Raw genomic sequence first — 25,461 nt, 5'->3', positions numbered from 1 at the left:
CTAGAGCTCCCGTTTCAGGATCTTGCCCGCGGCGGTGACCGGCAGCTCGGGCCGGAACTCCACCAGCCGTGGGTACTTGTACGGCGCGATCCGGTCCTTGACGTGCCGGATCAGTTCCTCCGCGGTCAGTTCCAGACCGGCCCGCAGCGCGACGAAGGCCTTGATCTCCTGGCCCAGCAGGTCGTCCGGTACCCCGACCACCGCGGCCTGCGCGACGGCAGGATGGGTGTAGATGGCGTCCTCGACCTCCCGCGGGTAGACGTTGTAGCCGCCGCGGATGATCAGTTCCTTCTTCCGGTCCACGACGAAGAAGTAGCCGTCCTCGTCGACGTAGCCCAGGTCGCCGGTGTGGAACCAGCCGTCGCTGAACGCCTCCGCCGAGGCCTCGGGATTTCCGCGATAGCCGCGCATCACGTTCACCCCGCGGACCATCAGCTCGCCGATGTGGTCCGCACCCGGCGGCAGCACCTGGCCGTGCTCGTCCCAGACCTGCACCTGGACGCCCCAGATCGGCCGGCCGACGCTGTACACCCGCCGGTCCTCGGCGCTGACGTTGAAGGTGGTCGTCGAGGCGGTCTCGGACAGGCCGTAGCCCTCCAGGATGACGATCCCGAAGCGGGCCTCGAAGTCGTCGATCACCTGGGCCGGGATCGGCGCTCCGCCGGAGATGCCGATCCGCAGCGAGGACACGTCGTACCGGTCGAGGCCCGGGTGGTTGAGCAGTGCGACGTACATCGTCGGCACGCCCTCGAAGACGGTCACCCGGTCGCGCTGGATGGTGGCCAGCACGGTGTCGGGGTCGAACCGGGGGACCAGTGTCATCGTGGCGGCGAACCGGACACAGACGTCGAGGATGCTCGACAGCGCGAAGATGTGGAACAGCGGCAGGACCACCATGATCACGTCGTCGTCGCGGACGCCGAACAGCCGGCCGGGGGTGTCTGCGTTCATGAAGAGCTGGAAGTGGGTCAGCTCGGCGCCCTTCGGCCGGCCGGTGGTGCCGGAGGTGTAGACGATCACCGCGGTGTCGCCGGGGTCGGGCTGGTGGATGACCGCCGGGCCGTCCGGCGCGACGGCCAGCAGGCGCTCGAACGGCGTACCGAGGGTTGTGTCCGGCATCCCCGGGATGGTGACGACGACGAGGTTCGAGACGCCTGCCTGGCTGGCGCCCTTGGCCGCTTCCTCGGCCACCCCGGCCCAGGTGATCAGCATCCGGGTGCCGGCGTCCTTCAGGATGTAGGCGATCTCGTCGGCCTTGTAGAGCACGTTCATCGGGACGGCGATCGCGCCCGCCTTCAGGATGCCGAAGTACGCGATCACGAACTGCGGCAGGTTCGGCAGTTGCAGCCCGACCGGATCGCCGGGCCGGATGCCCTGGTCGCGCAGGCCGGTCGCGAACCGGTCGGACGCGGCGTCGATCTCGGCGTAGGTCAGCCGGTGGGCGCCGCTGATCACCGCGACCTTGTCGGGGTGGCCGAGAGCCGACTCGGTCAGAATGGTGGCCAGGTTGAAACTCATCGCGCCGCCTCCTGCCCCTCCGTTTCGGCGCGGTGCCACGAGCTGACGTCGCCCGACGAGATGGCCGCGGCGACGTCCTTCGCCCAGGCCGCGATCAGCTCCCAGTCGCGGAAGTCCCCGGCGAGCTCGGTGCGGGCCATCCGGGTGGCCAGGAACCCTTCCGCCGTCTCGGTGGTGAGCTTGCCGGCGAACGTCATCGCCGGGGTCGCGCCGATCCGCCGGGCCAGCCGCTGAACCTTCCTCGGCATCAGCTGGGTCTGGTCGCTGGCCGGTCCGACCGGTCCGCTGTGGAACAGCCACACCTGCCGGTTGCCCAGTTCCTTGGTGTGATGGCGCAGGAAGGTGACGGCTTCGGGGCGCCAGCGGTGAGCGTAGACAGCACTTCCGAGGACGACCGCGTCGTACCAGCCGATCGTGCTGACCTGCCCTACCTCGCGGACGTCGACCTGGTGGCCGTGGTTGCGGAGCTCGGCGCCGATCGCCTCGGCGATCCCGGCGGTCGCACCCATCTTGGTGGCATAGGCCACGAGTACCTTTCTGGACATTGCGGTCTCCTGTCTACTGTCGATGCCAGCTGGTGTGTTCTGCCGACGAGAGCGCCGCCGCGACGTCGTCGGCCCAGGCCGCGATCCGCCGCCATTCGCGCGAGTCGCTGGCCAGCCGCCCGCTGGCGAGCCAGTGGGCGACGAGTCCTTTGGCTGTGTCGGGCAGCAGGGCGCCGGCGAACGTCGTCGCGCGCTTGGCGCCGATCCGCCGTGCGATGCGTTGGACGTTCGCGGGCATCTCCTGCTCCTGATGGCGGTCGGCGCCGATCGGGCCGCTGTGGAAGAGCCAGACCTGCCGGTCCCGGAGTTCGCGCGTGTGCCTGCGCAGGAATCTGACCGCCTCGCGGCGCCATCGGCGCAGATAGAGCGCGCTGCCGACGATGACCGCGTCGTACTCCGCGATCGAGCCGACCGTCGTCACGTTCCGGACGTCGACCTCGTGGCCGTGCCGGCGCAGCTCGATGCCGATCGCCTCGGCGATCCCGGCGGTCGCTCCCATCTTGGTGGCGTAGGCCACCAGGACCTTCCTGGACATCAGACTCCTCCTCGGGGGCGGACTGCGGTGATCGCGAACTTCTCGACCGCCTGGTAGTGGCCGCCGGTCGAGGCGACGATCACGAGTACGTCGTCGGTGGCGCCACGGAAGAACACCGAAGCGGACCAGGGTGTGTGCTCGCCGCCGGCCGGCACGCAGCAGTACGCGCCGAGGACCGTGTTCGACGAGTGCTGCCGGACCTCGATGCGGATCGCCTCGTCGACGCCGGTGATCCGTCCGCCGACCCGCAGCGGCGAGCCGGCGAAGCTGCCGTAGCCGGGCCGGTCGAGAGTGAGGCTGGTGTCGCGGCTGCCGACGACCTCCCAGGGAGCGTCTTCGCCCTGGCCGATCCTGCGCAGGTGCAGGACGGCGGCGACCGACGGCGTCGTGGTGCCGGTGCGGTAGCCGACGGCGACCGTCGCGTCGTCACCGCGGACCGTCCGGGACACGACGGTGTTCACCTCGTCGAAGCTGAGGAAGCCCATGGTGAAGGACAGGGCGGTCTGTGCAGCGTCGAGATGCCAGGGTTGACTGCCGGACTTGCGGTACGCCTGCTGCCAGACGGCCGCGTCCTGCTCCGAACCGAACGGCCACACCGCTTGGTACCGGAAGACCCGGCGGCTCGGTGTGGGCGTCGGCACGGGCGACGGGGTGATGGTCGGCGGCGGCGGCACCGTGGTGACCGGCGGCCTCGTCGCGGTAACTGTTGCTGTTGGCAACGGAGTGCCGGCCGGGCGGCTGTCCTTGAGGGTGGTCGCGACGAGGACGGCGACGGCGAGGGCCAGCGCGGTCGCCGCCGCGATGACGGCGATGACGGACAACCGTCGGGAGGTGCGCGGATCCTCAGGGCGTGGCGTGGTCATGACGTCGCTCCCCGAACCGGCGCCGACGTGCGGCGGACGGCGAGATGGATCAGCAGACCGCCACCGGCCAGGAAGACCAGCCCGATCGCGATCAGTGTGTACGCGACGTCGTCGAGCCACGGGATCGTCGCGCCGATGGTCACGTCGGCCTGTACCGATCGGCTGGCGTCCGCGTTCAGTACGACGACGGTCCAGTCGCCGGTACCCGGCCGCCAGTTGAGCACCTGCTGTCCCGGACCGTAGCTCTTGGCGACCCAGAAGCCTTCTGCCGCAGGGGGTTGCGGAGGCGCCGAGCCCCAGCCCTGCCGGTGGTACGCCATGCCGGTCTCGTGACCGTACATCCGGTCGACGACGGAGTGTTCGATGGTGGCCAGGTAGGCCGAGGCGTCCCGCTCGGACGCGATGCCGATGAACACCGGAGTGCTGGTCCGGCTGTCGGCGGTGATCCGGACGTCACCGAGGAACCGCTCCATCATCCACGACGGGCCGTCCATGCGGATCGCCCCGGTTTCGCTGGCGATCGCGTAGCCGGAGGTGGAGAAGTGCTGCGTGCCCGTACTGACGTAGCCCGCCGCGTCCCGGCCGCCGTGGTCGAACCAGAGCGCCGTACCACCGGCCGGCAACGCGCCGAGGCCGAACAGGATGAGCAGCGAGCCGGCTACGGCGCTGATCACCCGCCCCGCCGTCCACTGGTGGGTGGACGGCGGGTGCTGGGGCGCGCCGGCCGAAGCCGCGAAGGGGACGGAGTCGGCAGGGCGCCGACCGGAATCGGGGGAGCCCCCGGTGCGGCTGGAGTCCGTGCCGAAGTCGAGGCGGAAGGGTGGGTACTCGTCCGTCATCAAGAAGAAGTAGCCGGCGACCCGGTAGACCCAGCGGTTCAGGCCGATGATGAAGTCGAACAGCTCCCGCGGGTACCGGCCGGTGAACAGCAGCGCGACGCCGGCGATCAGGGTCAGCAGGCCGATCAGACCGCCACCCTCCACCGAGAGGACGGAGTCGGCGAACCGATAGCTCAGGTACGGTCCACCACCGAGCAGGATCGCCACGATCAGCAGGTGAGGTACCGCGAGCAGCCACTTCACGAGGACGAGTCCCCGCGACAGCTGTGGCGGCTCGTCGACGTACAGCCGGGCCGGGTAGTCGGGGACGTCGTTCAGGGTGAACGGCGGATAGCGGTCGGTGCCGAGCGCGCTGTAGGCGTAGAAGGACACCCGCCAGCTCCACCGAAGTACGCCGGTGGTGAAGGTGAAGATCGATCGCGGATACCGGCCGGTGAACAGGATGGCGAAGAAGGCGACCACGGACAGGACGCCGAACACCAGCCACAACACAGCCAGCACGATGTAGTGCGGAATGGCGAGCAGCCACTTGATCAGCCAGAGTCCCCGGCTGACGGACGGGTCGAGGTCACCCTCGAGCCGGACCGGATAGCGATCGGTCTTCATCGGTTCACTCCTGTCTCAGTTCGGCTGCCAGAGGGGTACGGCGGCGCTGAGCATTGCGTAGTGCCCGTCGTAGCGGGCGTAGACGATCCGGCCGCGGCCGGTCGCCTTGTCGGCGAAGAACTCGTAGGGCCGCCCGGTGAGGTCGAGCCGGGCCAGCGCCTCCCCGACGGTGAGCCACAGCGTCGGTGTCCGGTCCTTGACCAAAGGCCTGCTGCCGTTCCAAGCGAGGTCGCGCGGCTCGAGTTGCAGGAGCCGGAACGAGCCCGGACCGGTGCGGCAGACGAGACTGTCCTGAGCCGTCGAGATCTCACGGAACAGATGGAACCGGTAGTCCATCCGCTCGAGCGTGGCGATCGCGGCGTCCACCGTCGTGGGCCGCAGATCGCAGATCTTGTTCCGGCTGAGCCGCCGGTCCGCCGGCGGAAGGAGCTCAGGGAACCAGGTCGCGAGCGAGGTGGGAACCACCCGCGCACCGGGGACCTGACGAAGCTGGGCGGTGGTCCGGGCGGCCAGCGTCAGCACGGCCGATCGCAAGGTCTTCGCGGCCACCTGGGCGCGAAGGCGGCCGTGCGGATGGCCCACGTCGAGCTGCGCCACCAGGGGCCTGGCGGCGTCGACGTGGGTCAGCCGGGTGATCCGTATCCTGCTGTGGCCGGCCCACTTGCCGATCACCGGCATCAACAGCGCACGGACCTGGTCCACCGTGTCGGTGGGCAGGATCCCGTGGGTCTCGACGGCGATACCGGCCGGCCGCAGCGAGGTGATCGTCATCGCGGATCCCCGACGATGACGTACGGCTGCACGATCTCGGTGCGCCACAGGGTCCGCTCGTTGCCGGGCGGGTCGTGGTAGAACTCCCACGGCGCACCGTCGGCGCGGCCGCTCTGGGACTCGATCCAGGTGGTCAGCTGGGCGTAGGTGGCGCCGATCTTCTGGTACGGGCCGATGTGCCACACGACCGCGTGCAGGCCGCCGGGCAGCGAAGACGGCACGGTGACGGTGTCGCCGGCGATCGGGGCGGTGACGACGTAGCCGGCCTCGACGTCGAAGCGGCCGTCCGGGCGGTGCTGGTAGCGCGCGAAGGGATAGCCCCTCGGGGTGATCCCGTGCAGGGTCAGGTAGCTGCCGACCTCGCCGTAGGTCTTGGCGAACCACGCCCGGAGCTCGGGCAGTGCGAGGGTCGCGCGACGCACGGCGGTCGGCTGCTCGACTGCCTCGCGCAGGTACGGATCGGCCGGTGTGGTGCCGGCGGGCGGCCGTTCGGTGTCCATGATTCCTCCCTGCTTGCGCTGGTGCCTCCAGCACACGCCCGACGACGCACCGCGAGCAGGGCCGAAGGTCCTCAACGCGGCGGACCGATGGATCGGTCCCGGGAAATCAGGACCTTGGGCTCTGACTCGCCGTGGTCGCGTACCGGCACTGTCGTTCGGCAGGAGATCCAGATCCGTCGCCGACCGAGGAGGCCGAGAGATGAGCACCACCCAGCACCACCCGACCGAGCTGCGGGCCGTGATGTTCCTGCGGCGCTTCGGCCTCGGCCACAATCGCCTGCGACGGGCCAGCGACCGGGCGGAGTCCTTCCTGCTCCTCGCCGTGATGTTCGCCGGCCTGCTGCTGGTTCCGGTCGCGGCGGCCGTGGGCACCTCGATCGCCCACAGCTTCGAACAGACGGCCGCCCAGCGTCGCGCCGAGCTGACCTCCGTCCAGGCCCACACGCTGGAGGACACCGCAGTCGCCGTCCCGGCGGCACCTGGCCAACTCGCCACCCGGGTACGAGTCGGCTGGGACGACGAGTACGGCTTCCCGCACGAGGCCTGGGCGAACGTCGTGATCGGCTCCAAGGCCGGTAGCACGGTGACCGTCTGGCTGGACCGGACCGGCGCCGTCGTGCCGGCTCCGCGGCAGCCGGCCGACAGCCAGGCGCTCGGGGCGGGTGCGGGCCTGGTGATGGTGATGGTCGGCTGGCCACTGCTCTGGGTGGCGTTCCGCCTGCTGCGGTTGCCGCTCGACCGGCGGCGGGCCCGCGCCTGGGAGCGCGAGTGGGCCGAGATCGCGCCGCGCTGGAAGAAGTCGCAGTCCTGAAGCCCGCCCACCCGAGGACCTTCGGCCCTGACCAGCCGGTCGGGGCCGTTCTCGAATGAGAACGAACGACAGCCAACCGAGGAGACAACAGAGATGACGGTCAAGGTAGGGATCAACGGGTTCGGCCGGATCGGGCGCGACTTCCTGCGCGGTGCGCTGGAGCGTGGCACCGACGCGATCGAGGTGGTGGCGATCAACGACATCACCGGTACCGCGACACTGGCGAACCTGCTGCAGTACGACTCGACGTACGGCCCGCTGCGCGAGCGCGTGGGTCACACCGACGACACGATCACGATCGGCGACCAGACCATCAAGGTCACCGCCGAGCGCGACCCGGCCGCGCTGGACTGGCGCGCCGCCGGCGTCGACATCGTGATCGAGTCGACCGGCCGGTTCCGCACCCGGGAGGCCGCGGCCGTCCACCTGGCCGGTGGCGCCCGCAAGGTGCTGCTGTCCTCGCCGGGCAAGGGCGTCGACGCGACGATCGTGCTGGGTGTGAACGACCAGACCTACGACCCCGCCGCCCACGACATCATCTCGAACGCCTCCTGCACGACGAACTGCGTCGCGCCGATGGTCTCGGTGCTGCACCAGGCGTTCGGGATCAAGCACGGCCTGATGACCACGATCCACAGCTACACCAACGACCAGGTGATCCTGGACTCGCCGCACAAGGACCTGCGGCGCGGCCGGTCGGGGGCCGTCAACATGATCCCGACCAGCACCGGCGCGGCCAAGGCGGTCGGCCAGGTGATCCCCGAACTGGCCGGCAAGATCGACGGCGTGGCCGTCCGGGTGCCGGTCGAGGACGGATCGCTCACCGACCTGGTGGTGGAGCTTTCCGCGCCGGTGACGGTCGAGCAGGTCAACCAGGCCTTCGCCGACGCGGCCGCGGGCCCGCTGAAGGATCTGCTGCGCTACAACGAGGACCCGATCGTGTCGCACGACATCATCGGCGACCCCTCCTCCTGCATCTTCGACGCGCCGCTGACCCAGGCCAACGGCGCCATCGTCAAGGTCTTCGGCTGGTACGACAACGAATGGGGTTACACCAGCCGCCTGCTCGACCTGACCGAGCTGGTCGCCCGGTCGCTGTGACCGCGGCCGACCGAGGAAGGAATGTTGTGATGAGCGACAAAGCGAGAATCGCCTGGCTGACCGACCCGACCGGGACCGACCTGGCCGCCGTCGGCGGCAAGAACGCGTCCCTGAGCGTGATGCTGCGCGAACTAGGTGCCGAGGGCATCAGGGTTCCGGACGGCTTCGCGCTGACCTCTGCCTCGTACTGGGAGTTCGTCGAGGCGGCCCGGCTGCGCCCGTTCATCGCGGCGCAGATCCGGCGGCTGCGGCACGGAGCCGACCTGGTCTCCGTGGGCGCCGCGATCCGGACCGCGTTCTTCGACGCCGAGCTGCCCCCGCACCTGGTCGACGAGATCGCGATCGCCTACGAGAAGCTCGGCGGCACCGTCGCCGTCCGCAGCAGCGCCACTGCCGAGGACCTGCCGGAGGCGAGCTTCGCCGGCCAGCAGGAGACGTTCCTGAACGTCAACGGGATCGAGTCGCTGCTGTCGGCCTGCAAGCGCTGCTACGCGTCGCTGTTCACCGACCGGGCGATCAGCTACCGCGAGGAGCGCGGCTACGACCACCTGTCGGTGGCGTTGTCGGTCGGCGTCCAGCGGATGGTCCGCTCCGACATCGGCTCGGCCGGCGTCATGTTCACGCTCGACACCGAGACCGGGTTCCCGGCGGTGACTCTGATCAGCGCCGCATGGGGGCTGGGGGAGTCGGTGGTGAGCGGGCAGGTCGACCCCGACGAGTACGTGGTCTTCAAGCCGTTCCTGGACCGTGCCGAGCTTCGTCCGATCATCTCCAAGACGCGCGGCGCCAAGGAGATGAAGACGGTCTACTCCGACAACGTCAACACCCACAGCGGCGTACGGACCGTCGCCACGACTCAGGACGAGCAGACCGCGTTCGTGCTGGCCGACGACGACATCCTGCAGCTCGCGCGGTGGGCGGCGATCGTCGAACGCCACTACGGCCGGCCGATGGACCTGGAGTGGGCCAAGGACGGCGAGACCGGCGACCTGTACCTGGTGCAGGCGCGGCCGGAGACGGTCCAGGCCCGCCGGGAGGCGGCGACCCTGCGGTCGTACCGGCTGCTCGAGCCCGGTACCGAACTGGTGCACGGCCTCTCCGTCGGTGACGCGATCGCCGACGGCGTGGTGTGCCGGCTGGAGTCCGCGGCCGAGATCGGCAAGTTCGTGGACGGCGCGGTGCTGGTCACCAAGATCACCGACCCGGACTGGGAGCCGATCATGAAGCGCGCGGCGGCGATCGTCACCGACCACGGTGGCCGGACCTCGCACGCGGCGATCGTCAGCCGTGAGCTCGGCCTGCCGGCGATCGTCGGCACCGGCAACGCGACGTCGGTGCTGACCGACAGGCGCCAGGTGACGGTGTCGTGTGCCGAGGGCGAGCACGGCCGGGTGTACGACGGCAAGCTCGACTACGAGGTGAAGGAGCTCGACCTGGCCGACGTGCCGCAGACCCGGACGAAGGTGCTGCTCAACCTCGCCGACCCGGCCGCGGCCTTCCGCTGGTGGCGGCTGCCCGCCGACGGCGTCGGGCTGACCCGGATCGAGTTCGTGGTCAGCAACCACGTCAAGGTCCACCCGATGGCGCTGGTGCGGTTCGACGAGCTGGACGCCGACGAGCAGGCCGAGGTCTCGCAGTACACGCAGGGCTACGCCAACCGCGAGGACTTCTTCATCGACACCCTCGCGCACGGCGTCGCCCGGATCGCGGCCTCGCGCTGGCCGGCCCCGGTGATCGTCCGGATGAGCGACTTCAAGACCAACGAGTACGCGCGCCTGGTCGGCGGCCGCCGGTTCGAACCGGTCGAGGAGAACCCGATGATCGGCTGGCGGGGCGCGAGCCGGTACTACAGCGAGGGCTACCGCGACGGCTTCGCGCTGGAGTGCCGGGCGCTGCGCAAGGTGCGCGACACGATGGGCCTGACCAACGTCGTGGTGATGATCCCGTTCTGCCGGACCACGGCCGAGGCCCACCGGGTGCTCACCGTGATGCGGGAGGAAGGCCTGGAGCGCGGGCTGAACGGGCTCGAGGTCTACGTGATGGCCGAGATCCCCTCGAACATCATCCTGGCCGACGAGTTCGCCGAGCAGTTCGACGGGTTCTCGATCGGCAGCAACGATCTGACCCAGCTGACCCTGGGGGTCGACCGGGACTCCGAGACGCTCGCGCCGCTGTTCGACGAGCGCAACCCGGCGGTCTCGCGCAGCATCCAGCATCTGGTCGACACCGCGCACCGGGCCGGCCGCAAGGTCGGGCTGTGCGGTCAGCGGCCCAGCGACGACCCCGGCTTCGCCGGCTTCCTGGTGCAGACCGGGATCGACTCGATCTCGGTCACGCCGGACAGCTTCTTCGCGGTGAAGGGCAACGTCGCCGACGCCGAGGCCGACCAGGACGGCGGGCTGCCCCGCGACACCCTCACAGCGGCGGCCATCTGACGGGTCAGTGGCCGGCCAGGGTCGCGGCGTGGTCCGGGACCTGGGTCTGCATCTCCCGCGGCGTCCGTTCGTAGCCTTTGGACGGAGGCCGCGGGGGTAGCTCCAGTGGGGGGCGTTGCACCTCGTAGTACGGGATGGTCGAGAGCAGGTGGGCGATCATGTTGATCCGCGCCGACCGCTTGTCCTCGCTCTCGACCACGTACCACGGGGCTTCGGGGATGTCGGTGTGGACGAACATCTCGTCCTTGGCGCGGGAGTAGTCCTCCCAGCGGGAGATCGACTCCAGGTCCATCGGGGACAGCTTCCATCGGCGCATCGGGTCCTCGAGCCGGCTGCGGAAGCGGTTCTCCTGCTCGTTGTCACTGACCGAGAACCAGTACTTGCGCAGCAGGATGCCGTCCTCGACCAGGAGCCGCTCGAAGATCGGGCACTGGTGCAGGAAGCGGGTGTACTCCTTGCTGGTGCAAAAGCCCATCACCCGTTCGACGCCGGCCCGGTTGTACCAGCTGCGGTCGAACAGGACGAGCTCGCCGGCGGCGGGCAGGTGCTCGATGTAGCGCTGGAAGTACCACTCCGTACGCTGCCGCTCGGTCGGAGCCGGTAGCGCGGTGATCCGGGCGACGCGGGGATTGAGGTACTCCGTGACCCGCTTGATCGTGCTGCCCTTGCCGGCCGCGTCGCGTCCTTCGAAGATCACCACCACCCGGGCGCCCTCGACGCGGACCCACTCCTGCAGCTTGACCAGTTCGGCCTGCAGCCGCAGCAGTTCCTGCTCGTAGACCTGCTTGGGCATCCGCTGCGGCTTCTTGCCCTTCCCGTGCGCCATCGGCAGGCCTCCCGTTCGGTGATCGCTGTCAGAGCCGACGGTACGAGACGCCGGCACACCCGGCCAACCACCGGAGGCCTTCCGCCCGGCCGAGTCGGGCCGAACGGCCCTGACCCCGGCCGGCCAACGGTCATAGCTTCGAAGTGAGGAGAAAGGACCTGTCGATGAAGCGTCTGCTCGTCCTGGGAGCCGGCACCGCCGGCACGATGACCGCGAACAAGCTGCGCCGGGAGCTGCCGCTGCGCGAGTGGCAGATCACCGTGGTGGATCGCGACGACGACCACATCTATCAACCAGGTCTGCTGTTCCTGCCGTTCGGCAAGTACCGGACCGGGCAACTGACCAGGTCACGCCGGCGGTACCTGCGGCGCGGGATCTGTTTTCTGACCGGTGAGATCGATCGCGTCGACGCCGACGCGAAGACGGTCCGGCTGGCCGACGGCCGGGTGCTCGCCTACGACTACCTGATCGTTGCCACCGGCACCAGTCCGCGGCCGGACGAGACCCCCGGCATGCTCGGATCCCAGTGGCGCGAGAGCATCTTCGACTTCTACACCCCGGAGGGCTCGGCCGCGCTGGCCGAGGCGCTGCCGCGGTTCACCGGCGGCCGGTTCGTCGTACACATCGTCGACCAGCCGATCAAGTGCCCGGTCGCCCCGCTGGAGTTCGCGTTCCTGGCCGAGGCCTGGTTCCGGGCGCACGGGATGCGGGACCGGGTGGAGCTGGTCTACGTGACGCCGTTGCCCGGCGCGTTCACCAAGCCGATCGCCTCGGCCCGGCTGGGCGGCATGCTCGACGAGCGCAAGATCGCCGTCGAGGCGGACTTCCTGGTCGAGCGGATCGACCCGGACAACAAGGTGCTGATCTCCTACGACGAGCGCGAGATCCCCTTCGACCTGCTGGTGACGGTACCGCTGAACAAGGGCGCGGACTACGTCGCCCGGTCCGGTCTCGGCGACGAGCTGAACTACATCCCGGTGGACCGGCACACCTTCCAGTCCACCGCCCACCCGGACATCTTCGTGCTCGGCGACGCGAACGACCTGCCCATCTCGAAGGCGGGGTCGGTAGCGCACTTCTCGGCCGAGGTGTTCGCGGCCAACTTCTGCGAGTACGCCGAGGGCCGGCCGATGACCGGCAGCTTCGACGGGCACGCCAACTGCTTCTTCGACTCCGGCGACGGCTTGGGCCTGCTGATCGACTTCAACTACGACACCGAACCGTTGCCCGGCACGTATCCGCTGCAGGTCTTCGGTCCGCTCAGCCTGCTGCGGGAGACCTCCCGCAACCACTGGGGCAAGCTCGCCTTCCGCTGGATCTACTGGCACCTGCTGCTGCCCGGCCGCCGGCTGCCGGTCCCCACCCGGATGTCGATGCGTGGCAAACACCAACCGGACAAGGAGAACTGATCATGCCTGTCGTCACCGTCGGGCCGGCCGAGGTCCATGTCGACGCCGAGGGATTCCTGACCGAGTACGGCGAATGGAACGAAGAACTGGCCGAGCGCCTCGCGGCCGGGATCGGGATCGAGCTGACCGACGAGCACTGGAAGGCGATCAGCTTCCTGCGGGCCGACTACCCGGCCCACGGCGAGACCGCGACGCTGCGCCGGGTCTCGGTCCTGGCCGGGATCCCGATCAAGCGGCTGTTCGCCCTGTTCCCCGGCAAACCGGCCAAGAAGATGGCCTACGTCGCCGGCCTGCCGAAGCCTCGCGGCTGCGTGTGAGAGGACCTGTCATGACCACCACCGAACCCGCCGTCGTCCCCGACTTCGGCGACGCCACGACCACCGGCCGCAAGCTGGCGATCATCTGCTCCAAAGGCAATCTCGACATGGCCTACCCCGGCCTGATCCTGGCCAACGCGGCCCTGGGCGAGGGCGTGGAGACGCACCTGTTCTTCACCTTCTGGGGTTTCGACATCATCACCAAGTCGCGGATGCACGACCTGAAGTTCACCATGCTCGGCAACACCGCGACCCATCTGCCGCAAGGCCTGGGTGGGCTGCCGGGGATGACGGCGATGGCCACCCACCAGATGAAGAAGCAGATCGAAGAGGTCGGGGTGCCCGGTGTACCGGAGTTCCTCGAGCAGATCGTCGCCTCCGGCGGTCATCTGTGGGCCTGCCGGATGTCCGCCGACATGATGCGGCTCGACGAGTCGGACCTGTCTGACGACGTCGAGGCGATCATCAGCGCCGCCGACTTCATCGAGAAGACCGCAGGCGCCCAGCTGCTCTTCATCTGACCCGTTACTCCTGGAGGTGTTCATCATGCAGACCCGGCCACCGTTGCGTGAGCTAGGACTGAACAGCGGTAAGAAGGCCCGCCTGCACCGGATCCTGTTCGACCACGGACTGGGCAACGGCACGGCGTTCTTCCTGCCGTACGACCAGGGCCTGGAACACGGCCCGCGCGACTTCTTCGCCAACCCGCAGGCCTCGGACCCGGCCTACATCGTCAAGCTGGCGGTGGCCGGCGGCTTCAACGGGATCGCGATCCAGATCGGCCTGGCGGAGAAGTTCTACTGGGACTACGCCGGCCAGATCCCGCTGATCCTCAAGCTGAACGGCAAGACCGACATCCCGTCGGACGCCGAGGCCCTGTCGCCCGTGCACGCGAGCGTGGAGGACGCGGTCCGGCTGGGCGCCGACGCCGTCGGCTACACCCTGTACGTCGGGTCGCCGGCGCAGGAAGCCGACTTCGCGCAGTACCGGAAGGTCCGCGAGGACGCGCACCGGTTCGGGATGCCGTTGATCGTCTGGGCGTACCCGCGCGGCGCGGCGATCGCGGCGAAGGGTGGCAACGACTCCTTCTACGCCGTCGACTACGCGGCCCGGGTGGCCAGTGAGCTCGGCGCGGACGTGGTGAAGGTGAACTTCCCGCACCCCGAGAAGACCACCGCCGTGAAGCCGGCCTACCAGGCGGAGTTCAGCTCCCAGCAGGCCATCGACGCGGTGGTCCGGTCGGCGAACCGCACGCTGGTGCTGGTCTCCGGCGGCGAGAAGGCCGGCGACGAGGCGATGTTGCTCAAGGCCCGGCAGGCGATGGAGGCCGGTGGCCTCGGGCTGATCTTCGGCCGCAACGTCTGGCAGCGCCCGTACGACGAGTCGTTGCGCTTCGTGGACTCCCTGAAGGAGATCCTCGCGGCCCACCCGAGCGAGTAGTGGAACGGAGGTAGTGGTGATGAGGCATCCGCTGACGGTCGACGACGTGATGACCCGGGACGTGATCACGGTACCGGCCGACGCGCCGTTCAAGGCCGTGGCCGAGCTGTTCGTCGAGCACAAGGTGAGCGCCTTCCCGGTCACCCAGGAAGGGGTCGGACTGGTCGGGATCGTCTCCGAGACCGACCTGCTGCACAAGCAGGAACACCCGGAGAGCCGGCACCGCGGTCTGGCGCCGGGCCAGCGGCTGGCCCGGCGTAAGGCCCGCGCGGTCACCGCCCGCGACCTGATGACCAGTCCGATGGTGACGATCGAGGTCGGGTCGACGCTGTCCGAGGCGGCCCGCCTGATGGCGGCCCGCGAGATCACCCGGCTCGTCGTCCTGGACGGCGAGTGGATGGCGGGCATCGTGACCCGGTCCGACCTGCTGCGGGCGTTCCTGGACAGCGACCGGGTGCTGCTGGCGCGGGTCCGGCGCGAGGCGATCGAGCACTCGTTGTGGGACGACCCGTTCGGTGTGGAGATCAAGGTCGTGGACGGCGTCGTCACGCTGACCGGCCAGCTCCCGCACCGCAGCATGATCCCGGTCGCCGAGCAGGCGATCCGCGAGGTCGACGGCGTGGTCGGGGTGGTCAACCGGCTCAGCTACGCCTTCGACGACACAGCCCGAGTACCCGGCCCGTTCTACTGATCAGGGCCGGCCGATCGAAGGAGTGAACGAGATGACAACCCGAGCACCCATCTGCGTCGGTGTGGACGCGTCGTGGCAGCAGAGCGGGGCGATGGACTGGGCCCTGCGGGAGGCGCACCTGCGCGGCCTGCCGGTCCAGGCGGTCCATGTGGTGGAGGAGAAGCAGCCGAACGGCCCGTTCTTCGCCACTCCCGGCGCCGACACGGCGACCAAGCGACTGGTCGCGGACGTCGATGACTACCTGGCCGGCCATGACGAGACCGCCGGGCACAGCGCCGGGTCCATCACAGGACGGCCCGCGGCCGCCCTGGTGAAGGCCGCCCGTAGCGCGGAGATGCTGGTCGTCGGCCGGCGCGGCGCGGGCACCATCAGCCGGTTGCTGATCGGCTCCACGGCCGAGGCGATCAGCCACTTGGCCGAGGGGCCGGTGGTGATCGTTCCGGACCGCTGGCAGCCGCAGTACGCCGGTGCGCCGGTCGTGGTCGGCGTCGACGAGGAGGAAGCGATCGACACGGCTCTGGAGTTCGCCGCCAAGGCAGCTGCGGAGCGCAAGGCGCCGCTGCGCCTGGTCCGGATCTGGGACCTTCCCGTGATGTACACCTGGGACGCGGCCTCGATCACCGATCAGTACGACGGCTGGATCGAGGAGAAGGACCAGCGGCTCCAGGCCATCGCCGACGAGTGGCGGATCAAGCACCCGGAGCTGACGATCGAGACCGAGACCCGCCGGGGCCACCCGGTGGCCGGCCTGATCGCCGCCGTCGAGGAAACGAAGGCAGAGCTGCTGGTGCTCGGTGGCCGCAAGCACAACCGGCTGGCGGCCGCGCTGCTCGGCTCGACCGCCCGTGGCGTGCTGCACCACGCCCCGTGCCCCGTCGCCGTCGTGCACGAACCAGGCGATCAGCACTGACCGCCGATCAGTCGCCGCCACGCTTGGGCGTGGCGGCGACTCTTTCGCGCCAGCCCGGAGTACGCAGCGACAAGTAGCACAAGCCCGCCACCGGTACCGGCATCCAGAACTGGAACAGCCGCCACGAGACCACACCCAGTACTGCGATGCTGCCCGGTACGCCGAACCCGATCAGTGTCGGGATCAGGACCCCCTCGATCACACCCAACCCGCCAGGAGTGATCGGCAGAACGGCCAGCAGACTGGCGATGCAGTAGGCCAGCAGGAGAGCGACCGGGCTCATGACGAACCCGAAGGCGGTGAGGAAGACCCACAGGGCGGCCGCGTCCAGCAGCCAGTTCATGACTGCCCAGATGGCGAAGGAACGCCGTACTTCGCGTGCCCGCAGCAACTCGTGCAGCTGGGTGGCCACGGCCTGGATGGGCGGCCGCCAGCGGCGCGGGAAGCGGCGCAGTACGAACTGCAGTGTCCGTGCGGCTGACGCTGCCAGACGTGACCGCTCGTGGATCGCCACCAGGCCGCAGATCGCGAGCAGCGCGCCGATCAGCCAGCCGGTCAGGTACGCCGCCGTCGGACCGTACAGGAACACCGCCGGAACGAGTGTGACCCAGAAGATCGCCGCGAGCGCGACCGTGCAGCCGATTCCCTGGGCGGCGATCGCGGCCGTGACGTCGGCCGGCCTGGCGCCGCCGGAGACCAGCAGCCGGTAGCGCAGGGCGGTCGCGGTCGCGCCTCCACCCGGAATCACCCGGCCGAGTCCGTAGCCGGTCAGATCGCTGCGGAGCAGCCAGTTGAAGCGGGGCGGATCGTCTCTGATCACGCTGCGGGTGATCATCGAGTAGCTGATCAGGCTGAGCGCCTCCAGCGCGATACCGATGGCCACCCACCACGGCCTGACGTCCCGCAGCAGTCGCAACGACTGCTCGGTGCCGGCCATCCTGGGCAGCACTAGGTAGTCCACCACAGCGATCAGCACCAGCAGCCCGACCGCACTGCGCAGCCACCCCAACACCGCCGACCGCCGGCGTCCCGGGCTTCGGGGCGCCGGCGGAGAGGTGTCAGTTGCTGGCGGCAACGGGCTGGCCATTGGCGGCGGCCTCGCGGCCGTCCGTCGCCGGCACCGGCGGAACCGGTGGGTGTTCGGCGGCGGCAGCGGACTCGCGGGTCAGGAAGGTGCCGAGCTCACCGATCGTGCTCATCAGCGGCGCCGGGAAGACGACGGTCGAGTTCTTGTCGACGCCGATCTCCACCAGCGTCTGCAGGTTGCGCAGCTGCAGCGCGAGCGGGTGGGCCATCATCGTGTCGGAGGCCTGGCCGAGCGACGCGGCGGCCATCGCCTCGCCCTCGGCGGCGATGATCTTGGCCCGCTTCTCCCGCTCCGCCTCGGCCTGGCGCGCCATCGCGCGCTTCATCGTGTCGGGCAGCTGGATGTCCTTGAGCTGGACCAGGGTGACCAGCACGCCCCACTCGGTGGTCGTCTGGTCGAGGATCTCGCGGATGTTCGCGTTGATCACCTCGGTCTCCGACAGCGTCTCGTCCAGGGTGTGCCGGCCGACCACGCCGCGCAGCGTGGTCTGGGCGATCTGGTCGATCGCGGCCGCCACGTTCTCGATCGCCAGCACCGACTTGGCCGCGTCGACGATCTGGTAGTACGCCACCGCGGAGATGTCCACGCTGACGTTGTCCTTGGTGATGATGCCCTGCGACTGGATCGGCCGGGTGACGATCCGCAGCGACACCTTCCGCAAGACGTCGACCAGGGGGATGATCAGCCAGTCCGGGCTCGCGGACCGCTTTCATCCGCCCCAGCCGGAACAGCACTCCACGCTCGTACTGGGTGACCACGCGGACGCATGCCACCAGTAGCAGCACGATCACGGCGAGAACGATCCACAAGACTGTCATGACGGCTCCTTCCGTCGGTTCCGGACACTTCGAGCCTCTCGCGGCGACCCGGTCCGGGGCAGGGACCCCGGTCCCCGGCCGCGCGGACCAAAGGCCTCAACCGTCGCTCGGCGATGACCAGTAGGGGTGATGTCTGGCATGGTCGGAAGATGACTGAGCAGATGGATGCCTGGGCCGTGCGGCGGCCTGGACCGATCGATCTCGGACCGTTGCGGCTGGTGCGGCGGGACGTACCCGAGCCGGCAGCCGGTGAGGTGCTGGTGCGGGTGCTCGCGTGCGGCTTGTGCCGGACGGATCTGCACTTGTGTGAGGGGGATCTCGAGCCGCGGCGGCCAGGTGTCGTACCTGGTCATCAGATCGTCGGCGAGGTACTGGAACGTGGTCGTGGCGCCGACCGGTTCGCGCTGGCCGAGCGGATCGGCATCGCCTGGCTGCGCGGCACCTGCGGTGAATGCGAGTTCTGCCGGCGGGGAGCCGAGAACCTCTGCCCACGATCCACCTACACCGGCTGGGACGCCGACGGCGGGTTCGCCGAGTACGCCGTGGTCGCGCAGGACTTCGCCTACCGGCTACCGGAGGAGCGTTCGTCCGAGGAGCTGGCTCCGCTGCTGTGCGCGGGGATCATCGGGTACCGCGCGCTGAGTCGCGCCAATCTGCCGCCAGGTGGCCGGCTGGGCATCTACGGCTTCGGGTCCAGCGCTCATCTCACCGCCCAGCTGGCGGCTGCTCAGGGTGCGGAGATCTATGTGCTCACTCGTGGGCAGGCGAACCAGGAGCTGGCGCGCGAGCTCGGTGTCGCGTTCGTCGGAGGAGCCCAGGACGTACCACCGGTGGGGCTGGATTCGGCGATCGTGTTCGCGCCGGCCGGCGAGCTGGTGCCACTGGCGTTGCAGGCGCTCAAGCCGGGTGGGACGGTGGCGGTGGCCGGGATCCACCTGAGCGACATCCCTGCGCTGAACTACGACCGGGACCTGTTCCGGGAACGCGACCTGCGCAGCGTCACGGCGAATACCCGGGTCGATGGCGAGGAGCTCTTCGCGCTGGCAGGCCGGGTGGCCGTGCGGCCGCGGACCACGGCTGTCGGGTTCGACCGGATCGATCAGGCGTTGTCCGATCTCGCCCACAGCCGCGGGTCCGGATCCCTGGTGGCGGTCAGGTCCCGCTGAGCCGCCGGTCGATGCTGATGGCAACGACTCCGCGGACGGTGCCGGCCAGTACCTCGGCCAGCCGGCGTTCGTGCGGGTCGGCCGGGCCGGTGACGGTGACGATGCCGTCGTTGACCTGGACCTTCCAGTCCGGCGCCTCGACCCGGAGCAGATCCTCGACCTCGGCCTGGATCCGCTGGTCACGCCCGGCCAGCAGGTGGATCACGTCGCTGCGGCTGATCATCCCGGCCACGTTGCCGGCGTCCAGCACCGGCAGGCTCTTCATCATCGTCGAGCGCATCAGGTCGATCGCGGTCTCGAGCTCGTCGTCGGCCCGGACGGCGACCACCAGGTGGGTCATCACCTCGGCCACCAGCCGGGCGGGGGTCCGCCCGCTGGTGTGGACGGCCGCGACCGGAACCCGGTCGTCGATCAGGTCCTGGTCCTGGACCAGGTCGGCCTCGCTGACGATCCCGGCCAGGCCGCCGCCGGCGTCGACCACCGGAAGCGAGGTGATCTTGCGGTCGTCAAGCAGTTTCAGCGCGGTGCCGATCGAGGTGCGTGGCCCGACCGTCACCGCCGGAGTCGTCATCAGCTCCCGGATCAGCATCGTCCTCACCTCTTCTTCGGCCGGTTCCCGGAGTCTTTGTTCCCGGAGTCCTTGACCTCGTGTTCCTCGTCCTCGTGGCGCGCGTGCTCGCGTTCCTCGTACAGCCGCGCGCCCAGGTACTTCAGCAGGCCGTCGTAGGTACGGGAGCTGCGCGAGACCGGCACGTTCTCGTTCGCCGGGCCTCGCCGGGTGCTGTCCTCAGTCATGGTTGCGTCCTCCTCGGGGTCAGCTCCACCGTCTGCCATCGCCGATCCCTGCTGCAGGGGCGAAAGTCCTGACCGGTCCGGCCTTCCGGCCGCCGGTTCCAGAGCGTCGGCGGCACTGAGCAGGGCGCGCAACCGGTTGACGAACCGCGCGGCCGGAGCGCCGTCGACGACGTCGTGGTCGACGCTGACGGTCAGCTGCAGCCACTCACGGTCGACCAGGCGGCCGCCGGCCAGGACCGGGCGGACGGTGATGCCGCCGACGACGACGGCGAGGGTGTGCAACTGGAATCCGATGCCCCAGCCGCCGCCACCGGCGAACATCCCGACCGCGCTGACGCCTACCGTTCCGGCGATTGCCCGTTGCCGGTGCGGGAAGCGATGCAAGGCGCCGAGCAGCCCGGTCCGGACGAAGGCGGGTAGCAGCAGGTAGGCACGAGCCCAGTTCGACTTGCGGACCGACGGGCTGCGATTCGGGTCCGCATGGACGGCGCGGATCTCGTCGTGCAGTTCGCGCACGCTCCGGCGGCCGGCGTCGCGGAGTACATGGGTGAACGCGAACGGGACGCCGTCCAGCTCGACCTCGACCGGCAGGCCGACGTCGACCTGGCTGAAGATCACCTCGCGGCCGCGAAGGTTGCGATAGGCCTGCACGGCAGGCTCGGCAGCAACCGCCCGGGCCACGCAGCTGACGACGAAGGCCGTGAAGGACATCTGCTCGCCGGTGTCCCGCAACTGGGTCCGGAGTGCCTTCCGGGCGGCCGTCACGTCGACCTCGAACAAGCCATGGATGGAATGCCGGCGCCGGGACGCCCGGCCGGCGTCGACCACCAGCCGGCGTACCCAGGGCACCTTGACGATGCGCTCGGTGGCTCGCTTCATGACGTTTCCCGCCTGCTCGTCTCACGGAACTCGTGGACCATCGCCGGTACGGCGAACGCCAGGGCGGGCAGGCACCACAGCCAGAAGCCCCAGCCGAACAACATGAGCGCCAGGTGGAAGCCGACGACGGCGACGTAGCCGGCCCGGCGGGCGGCGAGGAGCAGACCGGCGATCACGAACTCACCGGTCGCCAGCAGCAGCGCCCACAGGGTCGGGTGTGCCATGAAGATGTCCAGCCAGCCGCGGCGGACCCAGTCGAACAGGGCGGCGTCCGCGAACGGCCGGTAGCTGTCCGGGTCGGCGAGGCCGAGGCCGACATGGACCAGGCCGCCGATGCCGAAGGTCGCCAGGAAGCCGCGATGAATGGCGGGCCAGGCCAGGGCCGGGTCGGTTTGGAGGGTCGGGCGGGACGAGGTGGTCATCTGGATCAGCCTCCGATCATGCCTGCCGGGATGACGGCGACCGGGCAGGCCGCGTGGTGCAGCACGGTCTGGCTGACCGAGCCGAGGAGCATGCCGGCGAACCCGCCACGGCCGCGCGAGCCGAGCACGATCAGCTGGGCGTCGGCGGCCATTCGCAGCAGTTGTTCGGCCGGGTGGCCGTCGATGTGGATCAGCTCGGCGTCCTGGCCGCCTTCGCGGGACCTGACGTCGGCTTCCAGCGCCTGGGCGGAGACGCGGTCGTGTTCGGTGTGCAACGGCTGGGCGGCGACCACCCGGAGCCGCAGGTGGTGCCGGCGGGCGTAGTCGAGTCCGAAGTCGAGCGCGAGCGCCGAGGCGGGCGAGCCGTCGTACCCGACGACGACCCTGCTGCCGGTGGCCGGTGTCAGGCCGGACCGGACGACGACGACCGGGCAATGGGCATTGGCCGCCAGGTCGAGTCCGGTCGAGCCCGCCAGCGCGCCCAGCGCGATACCGAGTCCGCGGCTGCCGATCACGACGACCTCCGCGTGCTTGGAGGCGCGCAGCAGTACGGGAGAGGGGAATCCGTCGACGCGGGTGCCCTCGACCTCGATGGTGGGCTCGAGCTTCCGGGCCAGCTCCACCGACTCGCGGACCACCTTGTCGGCACCGGCCCGCAGACCGGGCGCGAGGTCGTTACCGCCCAACGGCACCGGGAACTCGGGCCAGACGAACGCGTGCACCAGCGACAGGCCGGTACCACGTGACGCCGCCTCGGTCGCGGCCCATCTGATCGCCGCTTCGGCCATCGGCGAGCCGTCGATGCCTGCTACCACCCGTGCCTCGGTCATCCCAGCCTCCTTGCTCTCACCTCAACGATCTGCCCGCCGGCGCTGATGCAGCAGGGGCGAAGGTCCCGGCCGTCCCTGCCTTCCGGCATCAACGGACGACGGCCACCGGGCAAGGGGCGTAGTGGACCAGCGACCTGCTGGTCGAGCCGAGCAGCAGCCCCCGGAAGGCGCCGCGTCCCCGGGAGCCGACGACCAGCAGCTCCGCCGATCTGGCGGCGTCGATGAGGACGTCGTCGGCATGACCCCGGACGAGTTCGCGGCGTACCGTCACGTCGGGATACTTCTCGGCGTGCCCGGCGACCGCTTCGGCCAGCACCGCGGCGCTGTCCTGTTCGAGCGCGTCGAGATCGTAGACGAGTGGCAGCAGATCGCCCGGTCCCGTCCGGACCGGATCGTGCCAGGCCATCACCGCCGTCAGCGGGAGATTCCTGGCCTGCGCCTGCTCGAAGGCGAAGTCGACCGCGGCGGTCGAGGTGGCCGAGCCGTCGATCCCGACCGCGACCTCACCCCGGGCGCCTGGTTCCCACTGGGCCGGCACCACGACGACCGGACAGGTCGCGTGCGTGGCCACGTGGGCCGAGACCGACCCGGAGACGAGATCGCGGAACTCGCCGAGACCCCGCGAGCCGACCACCGCCAGCTGGGCATTGGTTGCCTCCTGCAACAGAGTGGGCGCGGTACCGCCGAACTCGGCGCCGACCCGCACGGTGAGGCCGGGATGCTCAGCATGAAGTACTTCGACCACCTCGCGCAGCAGCCGCTTGGCCGCGGCGCGCAGTGGCTCGGTCTCGATCGGCACCGCGAACCCCATCGGGCTGCTCACCATCGGCAGCCCCAGCACATGGACCAGTCGTAGCTCGGCCTGCCGGCGAACTGCCTCGGCGGCGGCCCACTGGGTGGCCTTCTTGGCCGCGGGCGAACCGTCGTACCCGACAAGGACGTACTTCTGACCGGTGGTCATGACGGGGTTCCTTCCTGGACGGGCCAGTGCCAGTCGCGGATCTCGGGCAGGTCGTCGCCGTGCTCGAGGATGTAGGCGTGGTGACGGGTCCGCTGGTCGATCAGCCACTGGCGGAACTCGACCGCGTGCTGGGCCAGGCCAGGGACCCGGTCGATCACGTCCATCGCGAGGTGGAAGCGGTCGAGGTCGTTGCGGACCACCATGTCGAACGGCGTCGTGGTCGTGCCTTCTTCCTTGTACCCGCGGACGTGCAGGTTCTCGTGCCCGGCCCGGCGGTAGGTGAGCCGGTGGATCAGCCAGGGATAGCCGTGGTACGCGAAGATGACCGGCTTGTCGGTGGTGAAGAGCGCGTCGTACTCCGGGTCGGGCAGCCCATGTGGATGCTCGGCGGCCGGCTGGAGCCGCATCAGGTCGACCACGTTGACGACCCGGATCCGCAGCTCGGGCAGGTGTTCGCGCAGCAGGGTCACCGCGGCGAGCGTCTCCAGCGTCGGCACGTCGCCCGCGCAGGCCATCACCACGTCGGGTTCGCCGTCGTCGTTGCTTGCCCACGGCCACACGCCCAGGCCGCGCGCGCAGTGCAGCTCGGCCGCCTCCTGGTCGAGCCAGCTCTCCTGCGGCTGCTTGCCGGCCACGATCACGTTGATGTAGTCGTGGCTGGCCAGGCAGTGCTTGGCGGTCGACAGCAGGGTGTTGGTGTCCGGCGGCAGGTAGACCCGGATGACCTCGGCCTTCTTGTTCACCACGTGATCGATGAAACCGGGGTCCTGATGTGAGAAACCGTTGTGGTCCTGGCGCCAGACGTGCGAGGTGAGCAGGTAGTTGAGCGAGGGGATCGGCCGGCGCCACGGCAGCTTGCTGGTCACCTTGAGCCACTTGGCGTGCTGGTTGACCATCGAGTCGACGATGTGGACGAAGGCCTCGTAGCAGGAGAACCAGCCGTGCCGGCCGGTCAGCAGGTAGCCTTCGAGCCAGCCCTGGCAGGTGTGTTCGCTGAGGATCTCCATCACCCGGCCGTCGACCGCGAGGTGCTCGTCGGTGGGCAGCACCCCGGCGTTCCACGCCTTGCCGGTCACTTCGTACAGGGCTTCCAGCCGGTTCGACGAGGTCTCGTCCGGGCCGAAGACCCGGAAGTTGCGCTGGTCCTCGTTGGCCCGCATCACGTCGCGCAGATAGCGGCCGAGGGTGCGGGTGGGCTCGTGTGGGCCGGCACCAGGGTGCGGTACCTCCGCGGCGTACTCCGCCAGGTCGGGAAGCTTCAGATCGCGTGACAGCAGACCGCCGTTGGCATGCGGGTTGGACCCCATCCGCCGGTCACCCTCGGGGACCAGGTCGAGCAGCCTGGGAACCGGCCTGCCCTCGTCGTCGAACAGCTCTTCCGGCCGGTAGCTGCGCAGCCAGGTCTCCAACTGGGCAAGGTGTTCCGGAGACGTCCGTACGCCGGCCAGCGGCACCTGGTGTGCTCGCCACGTTCCCTCGACCAGCACACCGTCGACCTCGTGCGGACCGGTCCAGCCTTTCGGCGTCCGGAGTACGATCATCGGCCAGTCGCGACGCGGGGCGTCCGGCTCTGCCTTCGCCTCGTACTGGATGTCGGCGATGTCGTCGAGCGCCCGGTCGAGGGTGGCCGCCAGTTGCTGGTGGACGATCTCGGGGTCGTCGCCGGAGACCAGGTACGGCCGGTAGCCGTATCCCTCGAGCAGGCTGTTCAGCTCGTCGTCGCCGATCCGGGCGAGCACCGTCGGGTTGGCGATCTTGTACCCGTTGAGATGCAGGATCGGCAGCACGGCGCCGTCGGTCCGCGGGTCGATGAACTTGTTCGAGTGCCACGAGGCGGCCAGCGGTCCGGTCTCCGCCTCGCCGTCACCGATCACACAGGCGACGATCAGGTCGGGGTTGTCCAGTACCGCGCCGTAGGCATGGCTGAGTGAGTACCCCAGCTCGCCGCCCTCGTGGATCGAGCCGGGCAGATCCGGGGCGACGTGGCTGGGAATGCCGCCAGGGAAGGAGAACTGCCGGAAGAGCCGGTTCATCCCGGCCTCGTCGCGCGACACGTCCGGGTAGGTCTCGCTGTAGCTGCCTTCCAGCCAGGTGTTCGCGGCGATCGCAGGGCCGCCGTGACCGGGACCGATGACGTCGCCATCCTGCTGCCACCCGAGGGATGGCGGGTCCCGATCACCTTCCTGGCAGTCCTGCTCGCCCTCGCCGGCACCGGCCTGCTGAGCGCGAGGCTCGGCCAGAGCCGCATGCTTCCGGCCGTCGTCAGACTCGTCGGCGGCGGCGCCCTCGCGATGGCCGTCACCTACGGCATCGGCCAGTTGCTCGGGACAACAGCCTTCTGAAGGACTTCCTGCGCTCACGTCGGGACCAGAGACCCTGGGGGCCG

General features: G+C 69.6%; 27 protein-coding genes. 11 read left to right on the top strand and 16 right to left on the bottom strand.

Annotated features, from left to right (window positions below; all coding sequences use genetic code 11):
• From ABD768_RS37235 to ABD768_RS37205, 7 genes are read right to left on the bottom strand one after another with little or no spacing between them, the layout of a single operon-like run.
• Complete coding sequence (locus ABD768_RS37235; protein ID WP_344848818.1) at nucleotides 1-1,518, bottom strand: long-chain-fatty-acid--CoA ligase; 1,518 nt, start codon at nucleotides 1,516-1,518, stop codon at nucleotides 1-3.
• Nucleotides 1,515-2,063: a flavodoxin domain-containing protein gene (locus ABD768_RS37230; protein ID WP_344848816.1), complete on the bottom strand. Its 549-nt coding sequence runs from the start codon at nucleotides 2,061-2,063 to the stop codon at nucleotides 1,515-1,517. Before ABD768_RS37230 ends, ABD768_RS37235 begins: the two co-directional genes overlap by 4 nt.
• A gap of 13 nt (nucleotides 2,064-2,076) precedes the next feature.
• On the bottom strand, nucleotides 2,077-2,598 hold the full coding sequence (locus ABD768_RS37225) for a flavodoxin domain-containing protein (protein WP_343965062.1): 522 nt from the start codon (nucleotides 2,596-2,598) through the stop codon (nucleotides 2,077-2,079).
• Nucleotides 2,598-3,461: a hypothetical protein gene (locus ABD768_RS37220; RefSeq protein WP_344848813.1), complete on the bottom strand. Its 864-nt coding sequence runs from the start codon at nucleotides 3,459-3,461 to the stop codon at nucleotides 2,598-2,600. Before ABD768_RS37220 ends, ABD768_RS37225 begins: the two co-directional genes overlap by 1 nt.
• Nucleotides 3,458-4,906, bottom strand: coding sequence for a DUF4389 domain-containing protein (locus tag ABD768_RS37215; protein WP_344848811.1), 1,449 nt, complete (start codon nucleotides 4,904-4,906; stop codon nucleotides 3,458-3,460). The genes ABD768_RS37220 and ABD768_RS37215 overlap by 4 nt, the downstream gene beginning before the upstream one ends.
• Nucleotides 4,907-4,921: 15 nt before the next feature.
• The gene (locus tag ABD768_RS37210; protein WP_343965056.1) at nucleotides 4,922-5,677 is read right to left on the bottom strand and encodes a sigma 54 modulation/S30EA ribosomal C-terminal domain-containing protein; all 756 of its coding nucleotides are present in this window, start codon (nucleotides 5,675-5,677) and stop codon (nucleotides 4,922-4,924) included.
• Nucleotides 5,674-6,177 (bottom strand): GyrI-like domain-containing protein, encoded by a 504-nt coding sequence (locus ABD768_RS37205; protein WP_343965054.1) that lies wholly within the window; start codon nucleotides 6,175-6,177, stop codon nucleotides 5,674-5,676. Before ABD768_RS37205 ends, ABD768_RS37210 begins: the two co-directional genes overlap by 4 nt.
• A gap of 199 nt (nucleotides 6,178-6,376) precedes the next feature.
• Here ABD768_RS37205 and ABD768_RS37200 point away from each other — a divergent pair, with 199 nt between their 5' ends.
• The 3 genes from ABD768_RS37200 to ppsA all read left to right on the top strand — a co-directional run bounded on the left by ABD768_RS37200 (nucleotide 6,377) and on the right by ppsA (nucleotide 10,524).
• Entirely contained in the window at nucleotides 6,377-6,988 is a 612-nt protein-coding gene (locus ABD768_RS37200) for an Rv1733c family protein (RefSeq protein WP_343965052.1), read from the top strand.
• Nucleotides 6,989-7,081: 93 nt separating this feature from the next.
• Entirely contained in the window at nucleotides 7,082-8,089 is a 1,008-nt protein-coding gene (gene gap / locus ABD768_RS37195) for a type I glyceraldehyde-3-phosphate dehydrogenase (RefSeq protein WP_343965050.1), read from the top strand.
• Nucleotides 8,090-8,118: 29 nt separating this feature from the next.
• Nucleotides 8,119-10,524, top strand: coding sequence for a phosphoenolpyruvate synthase (gene ppsA, locus ABD768_RS37190; protein ID WP_344848808.1), 2,406 nt, complete (start codon nucleotides 8,119-8,121; stop codon nucleotides 10,522-10,524).
• 4 nt (nucleotides 10,525-10,528) lie between these two features.
• Here ppsA and ppk2 read toward each other — a convergent pair whose 3' ends face one another.
• Entirely contained in the window at nucleotides 10,529-11,350 is an 822-nt protein-coding gene (ppk2, locus tag ABD768_RS37185) for a polyphosphate kinase 2 (RefSeq protein WP_344848806.1), read from the bottom strand.
• Between the two features lie 164 nt (nucleotides 11,351-11,514).
• Here ppk2 and sqr point away from each other — a divergent pair, with 164 nt between their 5' ends.
• Genes sqr through ABD768_RS37155 form a run of 6 tightly spaced genes read left to right on the top strand, consistent with a single transcriptional unit; the run spans nucleotide 11,515 to nucleotide 16,117 of the window.
• Nucleotides 11,515-12,759, top strand: coding sequence for a type III sulfide quinone reductase, selenoprotein subtype (sqr, locus tag ABD768_RS37180; RefSeq protein WP_344848804.1), 1,245 nt, complete (start codon nucleotides 11,515-11,517; stop codon nucleotides 12,757-12,759).
• Between the two features lie 2 nt (nucleotides 12,760-12,761).
• Entirely contained in the window at nucleotides 12,762-13,076 is a 315-nt protein-coding gene (locus tag ABD768_RS37175; RefSeq protein WP_343965042.1) for a TusE/DsrC/DsvC family sulfur relay protein, read from the top strand.
• A gap of 11 nt (nucleotides 13,077-13,087) precedes the next feature.
• Nucleotides 13,088-13,597 carry a DsrE/DsrF/DrsH-like family protein gene (locus ABD768_RS37170; protein ID WP_344848802.1) on the top strand — a complete coding sequence of 170 codons (510 nt, stop codon included), beginning with the start codon at nucleotides 13,088-13,090 and terminating at the stop codon, nucleotides 13,595-13,597.
• Between the two features lie 25 nt (nucleotides 13,598-13,622).
• Nucleotides 13,623-14,516: a class I fructose-bisphosphate aldolase gene (locus ABD768_RS37165; RefSeq protein WP_344848800.1), complete on the top strand. Its 894-nt coding sequence runs from the start codon at nucleotides 13,623-13,625 to the stop codon at nucleotides 14,514-14,516.
• Between the two features lie 19 nt (nucleotides 14,517-14,535).
• Nucleotides 14,536-15,207, top strand: a complete 672-nt coding sequence (locus ABD768_RS37160; RefSeq protein ID WP_344848798.1) for a CBS domain-containing protein — start codon at nucleotides 14,536-14,538, stop codon at nucleotides 15,205-15,207.
• A gap of 31 nt (nucleotides 15,208-15,238) precedes the next feature.
• Nucleotides 15,239-16,117 (top strand): universal stress protein, encoded by an 879-nt coding sequence (locus ABD768_RS37155; protein WP_344848796.1) that lies wholly within the window; start codon nucleotides 15,239-15,241, stop codon nucleotides 16,115-16,117.
• 7 nt (nucleotides 16,118-16,124) lie between these two features.
• Here the strand turns inward: ABD768_RS37155 and ABD768_RS37150 are convergent, their stop codons facing one another.
• The gene (locus ABD768_RS37150) at nucleotides 16,125-17,129 is read right to left on the bottom strand and encodes a lysylphosphatidylglycerol synthase transmembrane domain-containing protein (protein WP_344848794.1); all 1,005 of its coding nucleotides are present in this window, start codon (nucleotides 17,127-17,129) and stop codon (nucleotides 16,125-16,127) included.
• A 46-nt stretch (nucleotides 17,130-17,175) separates the two neighbouring features.
• Nucleotides 17,176-17,856, bottom strand: a complete 681-nt coding sequence (locus ABD768_RS37145) for an SPFH domain-containing protein (RefSeq protein WP_344848916.1) — start codon at nucleotides 17,854-17,856, stop codon at nucleotides 17,176-17,178.
• A gap of 315 nt (nucleotides 17,857-18,171) precedes the next feature.
• Here ABD768_RS37145 and ABD768_RS37140 point away from each other — a divergent pair, with 315 nt between their 5' ends.
• Nucleotides 18,172-19,188 (top strand): zinc-dependent alcohol dehydrogenase family protein, encoded by a 1,017-nt coding sequence (locus ABD768_RS37140; RefSeq protein ID WP_344848792.1) that lies wholly within the window; start codon nucleotides 18,172-18,174, stop codon nucleotides 19,186-19,188.
• Here ABD768_RS37140 and ABD768_RS37135 read toward each other — a convergent pair.
• The 6 genes from ABD768_RS37135 to ABD768_RS37110 all read right to left on the bottom strand — a co-directional run bounded on the left by ABD768_RS37135 (nucleotide 19,175) and on the right by ABD768_RS37110 (nucleotide 25,162).
• The gene (locus ABD768_RS37135) at nucleotides 19,175-19,777 is read right to left on the bottom strand and encodes a CBS domain-containing protein (protein ID WP_344848790.1); all 603 of its coding nucleotides are present in this window, start codon (nucleotides 19,775-19,777) and stop codon (nucleotides 19,175-19,177) included. The two genes, ABD768_RS37140 and ABD768_RS37135, sit on opposite strands and share 14 nt — an antisense overlap.
• A 5-nt stretch (nucleotides 19,778-19,782) precedes the next feature.
• Nucleotides 19,783-20,862, bottom strand: a complete 1,080-nt coding sequence (locus ABD768_RS37130) for a 2-oxo acid dehydrogenase subunit E2 (protein WP_344848788.1) — start codon at nucleotides 20,860-20,862, stop codon at nucleotides 19,783-19,785.
• Complete coding sequence (locus ABD768_RS37125) at nucleotides 20,859-21,284, bottom strand: hypothetical protein (protein ID WP_344848786.1); 426 nt, start codon at nucleotides 21,282-21,284, stop codon at nucleotides 20,859-20,861. The genes ABD768_RS37130 and ABD768_RS37125 overlap by 4 nt, the downstream gene beginning before the upstream one ends.
• 5 nt (nucleotides 21,285-21,289) lie before the next feature.
• Nucleotides 21,290-22,114, bottom strand: coding sequence for a universal stress protein (locus tag ABD768_RS37120; RefSeq protein WP_344848784.1), 825 nt, complete (start codon nucleotides 22,112-22,114; stop codon nucleotides 21,290-21,292).
• A gap of 88 nt (nucleotides 22,115-22,202) precedes the next feature.
• Entirely contained in the window at nucleotides 22,203-23,075 is an 873-nt protein-coding gene (locus ABD768_RS37115) for a universal stress protein (protein WP_344848782.1), read from the bottom strand.
• Nucleotides 23,072-25,162 (bottom strand): phosphoketolase family protein, encoded by a 2,091-nt coding sequence (locus tag ABD768_RS37110; RefSeq protein ID WP_344848914.1) that lies wholly within the window; start codon nucleotides 25,160-25,162, stop codon nucleotides 23,072-23,074. The genes ABD768_RS37115 and ABD768_RS37110 overlap by 4 nt, the downstream gene beginning before the upstream one ends.
• Nucleotides 25,163-25,192: 30 nt before the next feature.
• Here ABD768_RS37110 and ABD768_RS37105 point away from each other — a divergent pair, with 30 nt between their 5' ends.
• Nucleotides 25,193-25,417: a VIT1/CCC1 transporter family protein gene (locus ABD768_RS37105; protein ID WP_344848912.1), complete on the top strand. Its 225-nt coding sequence runs from the start codon at nucleotides 25,193-25,195 to the stop codon at nucleotides 25,415-25,417.
• The last annotated feature ends 44 nt before the right edge of the window (nucleotides 25,418-25,461 follow it).

This window comes from Kribbella ginsengisoli (genome assembly GCF_039537185.1).
In the GTDB taxonomy this organism is placed as follows: domain Bacteria; phylum Actinomycetota; class Actinomycetes; order Propionibacteriales; family Kribbellaceae; genus Kribbella; species Kribbella koreensis.
The sequence above is the reverse complement of the archived record's forward strand: the minus strand, read 5'-3'. Positions and strand labels throughout refer to the sequence as shown.

Bases quoted from the DNA above. Each gene is read 5' to 3' on its own strand.
- ABD768_RS37235 (WP_344848818.1), bottom strand. From the start codon at position 1,518: ATGAGTTTCAACCTGGCCACCATTCTGACCGAGTCGGCTCTCGGCCAC.
- ABD768_RS37230 (WP_344848816.1), bottom strand. From the start codon at position 2,063: ATGTCCAGAAAGGTACTCGTGGCCTATGCCACCAAGATGGGTGCGACC.
- ABD768_RS37225 (WP_343965062.1), bottom strand. From the start codon at position 2,598: ATGTCCAGGAAGGTCCTGGTGGCCTACGCCACCAAGATGGGAGCGACC.
- ABD768_RS37220 (WP_344848813.1), bottom strand. From the start codon at position 3,461: ATGACCACGCCACGCCCTGAGGATCCGCGCACCTCCCGACGGTTGTCC.
- ABD768_RS37215 (WP_344848811.1), bottom strand. From the start codon at position 4,906: ATGAAGACCGATCGCTATCCGGTCCGGCTCGAGGGTGACCTCGACCCG.
- ABD768_RS37210 (WP_343965056.1), bottom strand. From the start codon at position 5,677: ATGACGATCACCTCGCTGCGGCCGGCCGGTATCGCCGTCGAGACCCAC.
- ABD768_RS37205 (WP_343965054.1), bottom strand. From the start codon at position 6,177: ATGGACACCGAACGGCCGCCCGCCGGCACCACACCGGCCGATCCGTAC.
- ABD768_RS37200 (WP_343965052.1), top strand. From the start codon at position 6,377: ATGAGCACCACCCAGCACCACCCGACCGAGCTGCGGGCCGTGATGTTC.
- gap (WP_343965050.1), top strand. From the start codon at position 7,082: ATGACGGTCAAGGTAGGGATCAACGGGTTCGGCCGGATCGGGCGCGAC.
- ppsA (WP_344848808.1), top strand. From the start codon at position 8,119: ATGAGCGACAAAGCGAGAATCGCCTGGCTGACCGACCCGACCGGGACC.
- ppk2 (WP_344848806.1), bottom strand. From the start codon at position 11,350: ATGGCGCACGGGAAGGGCAAGAAGCCGCAGCGGATGCCCAAGCAGGTC.
- sqr (WP_344848804.1), top strand. From the start codon at position 11,515: ATGAAGCGTCTGCTCGTCCTGGGAGCCGGCACCGCCGGCACGATGACC.
- ABD768_RS37175 (WP_343965042.1), top strand. From the start codon at position 12,762: ATGCCTGTCGTCACCGTCGGGCCGGCCGAGGTCCATGTCGACGCCGAG.
- ABD768_RS37170 (WP_344848802.1), top strand. From the start codon at position 13,088: ATGACCACCACCGAACCCGCCGTCGTCCCCGACTTCGGCGACGCCACG.
- ABD768_RS37165 (WP_344848800.1), top strand. From the start codon at position 13,623: ATGCAGACCCGGCCACCGTTGCGTGAGCTAGGACTGAACAGCGGTAAG.
- ABD768_RS37160 (WP_344848798.1), top strand. From the start codon at position 14,536: ATGAGGCATCCGCTGACGGTCGACGACGTGATGACCCGGGACGTGATC.
- ABD768_RS37155 (WP_344848796.1), top strand. From the start codon at position 15,239: ATGACAACCCGAGCACCCATCTGCGTCGGTGTGGACGCGTCGTGGCAG.
- ABD768_RS37140 (WP_344848792.1), top strand. From the start codon at position 18,172: ATGACTGAGCAGATGGATGCCTGGGCCGTGCGGCGGCCTGGACCGATC.
- ABD768_RS37135 (WP_344848790.1), bottom strand. From the start codon at position 19,777: ATGCTGATCCGGGAGCTGATGACGACTCCGGCGGTGACGGTCGGGCCA.
- ABD768_RS37130 (WP_344848788.1), bottom strand. From the start codon at position 20,862: ATGAAGCGAGCCACCGAGCGCATCGTCAAGGTGCCCTGGGTACGCCGG.
- ABD768_RS37125 (WP_344848786.1), bottom strand. From the start codon at position 21,284: ATGACCACCTCGTCCCGCCCGACCCTCCAAACCGACCCGGCCCTGGCC.
- ABD768_RS37120 (WP_344848784.1), bottom strand. From the start codon at position 22,114: ATGACCGAGGCACGGGTGGTAGCAGGCATCGACGGCTCGCCGATGGCC.
- ABD768_RS37115 (WP_344848782.1), bottom strand. From the start codon at position 23,075: ATGACCACCGGTCAGAAGTACGTCCTTGTCGGGTACGACGGTTCGCCC.